We start from the raw sequence: 5322 nt of genomic DNA, 5'->3' as shown, positions 1-5322 counted from the left end.
GGAGCCCCCCGCGATGCGATTCCGTGTCTGCTCGCGCCGGGAACTAGATGGCGCGCTTGAGGTCGTCGACCTTGTTGAGCTGCTCCCACGGCAGTTCGATATCGGTGCGGCCGAAGTGTCCGTAGGCAGCCGTCGGCGCATAGATCGGGCGCAGCAGGTCCAGGTCGCGGATGATCGCACCGGGCCGCAGATCGAACACCTCACCGATGGCCTTCTCGATCTTGACCGGGTCAACCGCCTCGGTGCCGAACGTCTCGACGAACAAGCCGACCGGGGCAGCCTTGCCGATGGCGTAGGCCACCTGCACCTCCACCCGCTCCGCCAGTCCGGCCGCGACGACGTTTTTGGCGACCCAGCGCATCGCATACGCCGCCGAGCGGTCCACCTTGGACGGGTCCTTGCCGGAGAACGCGCCACCGCCGTGGCGGGCCCAGCCGCCGTAGGTGTCGACGATGATCTTGCGGCCGGTCAGCCCCGCGTCACCCATGGGTCCGCCAAGCACGAACTTGCCGGTCGGGTTCACCAGCACCCGCACCTGCGAGGCATCCAGCGTCTGGTGGGCCAACTCGTCGAGCACACTTTTGAGCACGTGCTGGCGGATGTCAGGATCCAGCGTCTTCTCCAGGTCGATGTCGGCGGCGTGCTGCGTGGAGATCACCACGGTGTCCAGCCGCACCGGGACGTTGTCCTCGTAGGCGATGGTGACCTGCGTTTTGCCATCAGGGCGCAGGTAGGGCAGCACGCCGTTCTTGCGGACCTCGGTCAGCCGCCGCGACAGCCGGTGGGCCAGCGCGATGGGCAGCGGCATCAGTTCAGTAGTGTCGTTGATCGCGTAGCCGAACATCAGCCCCTGGTCGCCGGCGCCCTGAGCGTCCAGCGGGTCCGCAGCACCCTCCACGCGCGCCTCGTGGGCGGTGTCGACGCCCTGGGCGATGTCGGGAGACTGCGCACCGATGCCGATGTTGACACCACAGGACGCCCCGTCGAAGCCCTTGTCCGACGAGTCGTAACCGATCTGGAGGATCCGGGCCCGCACGGTGTTGGTGATGTCGGCGAACGCCGCCTTCGCCGAGGTGGTCACCTCGCCCACCACGTGCACCTGCCCGGTGGTCACCAACGTCTCGACCGCGACACGTGAGCGGGGATCCTCCGCCAGAAGCGCGTCGAGGACCGAGTCGCTGATCGCATCACAGATCTTGTCGGGATGTCCCTCGGTCACCGACTCACTGGTAAACAGCCGACCCTTTTCGCTCACTCTGCGTCCTTCCAATAATTAGTTAGCCGAATTATATTCTCCGGCAACAATTTCACTTCGTCCACTCGGGCAAGGGATCGTCCAGCACCTCTTCAGCCGCCGTACAGGCCTACACCCGCCGATCCGCTACCCGGTACAGCCATGCAAAAACGCGACGATCGCGTCAACGATACGACTGGCCATCAGCGTCTTGGAACCGTGCTGCAGTGCGGACTCGGTTCCGTCGGAAGCCAGCAGCCAGCCATCGTTGTTGTCCACCTCGAAGGCCCGGCCGTCACCGACCGCGTTGACGACCAGCAGATCGCAGCCCTTGCGCCGCAGCTTCTCCCGAGCGTGAAACAGCACATCGCCATTGGCGTCGCCGGTCTCGGCCGCGAACCCCACAATGGCGCGCATCTTGGGCAACTGCCCGTGCTCGCGGGCGCGCACCACGCCGGCCAGGACGTCGTCGTTGCGTACCAACTCGATCGTCGGCGGCCCGGTCTGGTTGTCCGGACCTTTCTTGATCTTGGCTGCTGATACCTGCGCGGGCCGGAAGTCGGCGACGGCTGCCGCCATCACCAACACGTCGACCTCGGGTGCGTGCTTGGACACCGCGTCGCCGAGTTGCTGCGCCGAGCTCACGTGCACCACGTTGACACCGGCGGGGTCGATGAGCCCGGCCGTATGTCCGGCGATCAGCGTAACCTCGGCGCCACGCTGGGCGGCGACCCGCGCGACCGCATATCCCTGCTTGCCCGAGCTGCGGTTGCCGATAAAACGCACCGGGTCGATCGGCTCGCGGGTGCCGCCGGCGGTCACTAGGAGTTTGCGGCCGGCAAGGTCGTAGTGCAGGGCGTCGTGCCGCTCCAGCAGCAGCTGGGCAAAAGTGGTGATCTCCTCGGCCTCGGGCAATCGTCCCGGGCCGCTGTCAGTGCCGGTGAGGCGCCCGAATGCGGGTTCGAGCACCACCGCACCACGACGGCGCAGGGTGGCGACGTTGTCGACGGTAGCCGGGTGCAACCACATCTCGGTGTGCATCGCCGGCGCGAACAGCACCGGACACCGCGCCGTGAGCAGAGTCGCGGTCAGCAGATCATCGGCGCGCCCGTGAACCGCCCGGGCCAGCAGATCGGCGGTGGCCGGCGCGACGACGACGAGGTCGGCCTGCTGGCCCAGGTGAACGTGCGGGACAGCAGGCACGTCGTCGAAAACGTCGGTGCGAACCGGCTGACCGGAGAGCGCCTCGAAGGTCGCCGCCCCGACAAAGCGCAGCGCGGATTCGGTGGGGATGACCCGGACATGATGCCCCGCCTCGGCGAGCTGACGAACGACTGTGCAGGCCTTGTAGGCGGCGATACCACCGGAGACGCCGACTATGACCTGTTTGGGGATCCGCTTTCGGTCCATCCGGGGCCCGGCCCTGTTACTCGCCCTCGGTGTGCTCGAGCAGGTCGGCGTGGATCTCGCGCAGGGCGATGGACAGCGGCTTTTCCTGCAAACCGGGCTCGACCAGTGGACCCACGTACTCCAGGATGCCCTCGCCGAGCTGGTTGTAGTAGTCGTTGATCTGCCGGGCACGCTTCGCCGCGTAAATCACCAGCGCGTATTTGCTCGAAACGCGGTCCAGCAACTCGTCGATGGGCGGGTTGGTGATGCCGAGCGGGGTGTCGTAGGCCCCGATTCCGGCGGATGCCGGATCGAACTGATCGGAACCGGAACCGGCTGGCGGCGCGTCTGACTGCGGAATACTCACGAAAGACTTTCTCCTGGCGGCGTAGAGCGGTGCGAAAGCGGCAAAATCTCGATTCTGGGACTCATGCAGAGCCGGGCAGAGCACTAACCAGCAAGGATACCAATTCGGCGCACGCAGACTCCAATCGACGGTTCACCACGACCTTGTCGAAGTCATGTTGGGCTGCCAATTCGATGCGTGCGGTGTCCAGGCGGCGACGGATGACCTCCGGCGTTTCGGTGCCCCGGCCGACCAGCCTGGCCTCCAGGTCTTCCCAGCTGGGCGGCGCCAGAAACACCGTGATCGCCTCGGGCATCGCCTTCTTGATCGCCCTGGCCCCGGCGAGGTCGACCTCGATCAGAACCGGCTCACCCGACGCTGCGGCTTGGCGCACCGGCTTGGCCAGAGTGCCCGACCGGTGCAGGCCGCCGTGGATCTCGGCCCATTCCAGCAGTTCGCCGCCGTCGATCAGTTGCTGGAAACGGGCGGGGTTGACGAAGTGGTAGTCGACGCCGTCGACCTCACCCGGGCGTGGCACCCGCGTCGTGGCCGAGACGCTGAAGTGCAGGTTCGGGATCCGCTCACGCAGGCACCGGACCACGGTGGACTTGCCGACCGCGGAGGGACCGGACAACACGACTATGCGTCCCGTGCCCGGTCCCTCGCCGGCACTCACCGATGTCGATGCCCCTGGGCCGGCACCCCGTACAGGCCGTTCGGACTGCATTTCCGGGGGTCGGGCCGGGCGGCCCGCCTCGCCCCCGCACGCGGGCGGAACACCCACCTCAGGCCCTCCGGCCTGCATTGTCGGCGGGGGCTGGGCTAGGCGGAGCCGAACTTTTCCAGCAAGGCCTTACGCTGACGGTCGCCCAGACCACGCAGGCGGCGAGTCGGCGCGATCTCCAGCTCGGTCATGATTTCCTGCGCCTTGACCTTGCCCACCTTCGGCAACGCCTCAAGCAGCGCGGACACCTTCATCTTGCCCAGGACTTCGTCGGTTTCGGCGTCCTTGAGCACCTGGGTGAGGTTGGTGCCGCCACGCTTGAGCCGGTCCTTGAGCTCTGCTCGCGCTCGACGTGCGGCAGCAGCCTTCTCCAACGCGGCCGCGCGCTGCTCGTCGGTCAACTGGGGAAGGGCCACGATTCCTCCGTCTCTCATCGATATCAATCGATCTTCATTTGTCTTGGCCGGGTATTCCAGCCAGCGCAGACGACCGTACTCACGCTCTCTGACGAAATCTAACCCGACCCCCCGGTTACGGCGACGAATGCCCAGCGTGGGACCACGCGTGGGGCATCTGCCGGCGGCCCGCCAAGTGGCGCTGAAAGCGGTTTGACATGACCTCACATTCGCGGCGACACGCCCAGTTTCTGGATCGGCATAACCCCTGTCTAGCTGCGGTTTTAGTGCTGGCAAGGCAACTCGCGCGGTGCCGTGTCCGCCCACGACGAGCGGCGGCAGCGGGCACCGGGACATCCACGTGATTGGGACCACGCATTTTCCTGGTGTGTCGCGCGTGTCGCGCCGCGGCATCAACCAGAACAGCCGCTGCTCGCCGGTCTTGAGGATCGGCGACAACACCGTCCGTCGATGGACCGGCCGAAGACAGGTTGACGGATCAATCAAGACTCGTCCGGCTGGAGTCGTAGCTATTCCCAAGCTGTTTGCTAACAGCCGGACATGATCGCCATCTGCGACCGGCCACGTCCAACCCAGCGACCAGCAAACGCGCCGATCCTTCGCCACCGAAAGGCGGGTTCGAGAAATCCCGAATTACCTTGCGCGGCGCGCGATACGATCCGGCCATCGTCGGGCTGGACTCATCGATCAGGACTCAAATGTTCGGAGGCATGAGATGTCGTTTGTGACCTCAACACCCGAGGCACTGCTAGCGGCGAGGACGGATCTGGCCGGTATCGGTTCGGCCCTCAATGCAGCCAACGCGGCCGCGGCCGCCCCGACGACCAGCGTGCTGGCAGCGGCCGCCGACGAGGTGTCGGCCGGGATCGCCGCGTTATTCGGGTCGCATGGCGCAGCGTATCAGGCGGTCAGCGCTCAAGCAGAGGCGTTTCATCGCTGGTTTTCCCAGGCGTTGAGCGCCGCCGCCGGCTCATATGCCAGCGCCGAGGCCGCCAATGTCCAGCAGATCCTGACGAGCGCGCTGACTGGCGGCTGGGCGCCGGCGGCCGCGCAGCCCCCCAACCTCGGGCAGGAGTTGCTTGACCTGGTGAACGCGCCTACCCAGACGCTGTTCAACCGCCCGCTGATCGGCAACGGCGCCAACGGCGCACCGGGAACTGGGGCGCCCGGCGGGCCGGGTGGGTACTTGTTCGGCAACGGCGGGGCCGGCGGG

Annotated in this window: 5 protein-coding genes and 2 pseudogenes; 2 read left to right on the top strand and 5 right to left on the bottom strand. The window is 66.5% G+C overall.

The window, feature by feature from the left end:
- Nucleotides 1-43: 43 nt before the first annotated feature.
- The 5 genes from metK to mihF form a co-directional block, all read right to left on the bottom strand.
- The gene (metK, locus tag B4U45_RS25985) at nucleotides 44-1255 is read right to left on the bottom strand and encodes a methionine adenosyltransferase (RefSeq protein WP_075546012.1); all 1212 of its coding nucleotides are present in this window, start codon (nucleotides 1253-1255) and stop codon (nucleotides 44-46) included.
- Nucleotides 1256-1381: 126 nt separating this feature from the next.
- Complete coding sequence (gene coaBC, locus B4U45_RS25980; RefSeq protein ID WP_075546011.1) at nucleotides 1382-2644, bottom strand: bifunctional phosphopantothenoylcysteine decarboxylase/phosphopantothenate--cysteine ligase CoaBC; 1263 nt, start codon at nucleotides 2642-2644, stop codon at nucleotides 1382-1384.
- A 16-nt stretch (nucleotides 2645-2660) separates the two neighbouring features.
- Nucleotides 2661-2990: a DNA-directed RNA polymerase subunit omega gene (gene rpoZ, locus B4U45_RS25975; RefSeq protein ID WP_075546010.1), complete on the bottom strand. Its 330-nt coding sequence runs from the start codon at nucleotides 2988-2990 to the stop codon at nucleotides 2661-2663.
- Between the two features lie 61 nt (nucleotides 2991-3051).
- A complete protein-coding gene (gmk, locus tag B4U45_RS25970) occupies nucleotides 3052-3645 on the bottom strand; it encodes a guanylate kinase (RefSeq protein WP_075546009.1) in 594 nt (197 codons plus the stop codon).
- A 146-nt stretch (nucleotides 3646-3791) separates the two neighbouring features.
- Nucleotides 3792-4109, bottom strand: coding sequence for an integration host factor, actinobacterial type (gene mihF, locus B4U45_RS25965; protein WP_015355818.1), 318 nt, complete (start codon nucleotides 4107-4109; stop codon nucleotides 3792-3794).
- A gap of 715 nt (nucleotides 4110-4824) precedes the next feature.
- Between mihF and B4U45_RS30765 the strand changes: the two are divergent.
- Together B4U45_RS30765 and B4U45_RS30760 are read left to right on the top strand one after the other, a co-directional pair.
- A pseudogene (locus B4U45_RS30765) lies at nucleotides 4825-5046 on the top strand (PE family protein); the annotation flags it as partial.
- A 147-nt stretch (nucleotides 5047-5193) separates the two neighbouring features.
- Nucleotides 5194-5322: pseudogene (locus B4U45_RS30760) on the top strand (PGRS repeat-containing protein); the annotation flags it as partial.

The sequence above is a fragment of the Mycobacterium persicum genome (assembly GCF_002086915.1).
Classification (GTDB): Bacteria; Actinomycetota; Actinomycetes; order Mycobacteriales; family Mycobacteriaceae; genus Mycobacterium; species Mycobacterium persicum.
Note: the sequence above shows the minus strand (reverse complement) of the source record. Positions and strands in the feature narration are given on the sequence as shown.